Raw genomic sequence first — 627 nt, forward strand, 5'->3', positions numbered from 1 at the left:
CCGGTAATCTTGCTGCCTGCTACATTCAAGCCACCGCTGATGGTTGTTCCGTTTTCGCCAAGCATGATGGATTTTGCACTATAATCAGCACCGATATAGCTCATGCCAATACCGCTGTTAGTAATTGCAAAGTATTTATTACCATTGGAAATGATGATGCTATCTTTATTCAAGTTAATTTTGGAATCTCCATTGGCAACAGAGGTAATATCAGTCAAATCGCCTGCAACATTAACCTTGTAATCAGTCTGGCCGTCTTTAACTGTAGATTCAACTGTTGTATTCTTACCGTTAGACAAGGTAGTATGTTTACCTGCTTCTGCTTTTACATCTTTCAGCTGACCATAGTTTACTGCATCAGTATCGGCAGTACCTGCTGCTACACCGGTAATCTTGCCACCTTTTTCAATGATAACATCATTAACCTTAACCTTGCCGCCATCTGCAAAGCTAATGCTACCTGCACCTTCACCTGCGCCGATGATGGATTTGATATCCTTCAGCTCATCGTTCAGCTCTACTTTTACTTTAGTGCGGTCATGGCTTACGCTGATGTTCTTGTCACCGCTGAAGTCAACATAATCGCCGGGTTGTACGTTGGTTGCGTTGGTTGCAACACCGTTGGTA

Annotated in this window: 1 pseudogene; it reads right to left on the minus strand. The window is 43.1% G+C overall.

The window, feature by feature from the left end:
* Positions 1 to 627 (minus strand): annotated as a pseudogene (locus HMPREF9443_RS10780) (hypothetical protein); the annotation flags it as partial.

This window comes from Phascolarctobacterium succinatutens YIT 12067 (assembly GCF_000188175.1).
Taxonomy (GTDB): domain Bacteria; phylum Bacillota; class Negativicutes; order Acidaminococcales; family Acidaminococcaceae; genus Phascolarctobacterium_A; species Phascolarctobacterium_A succinatutens.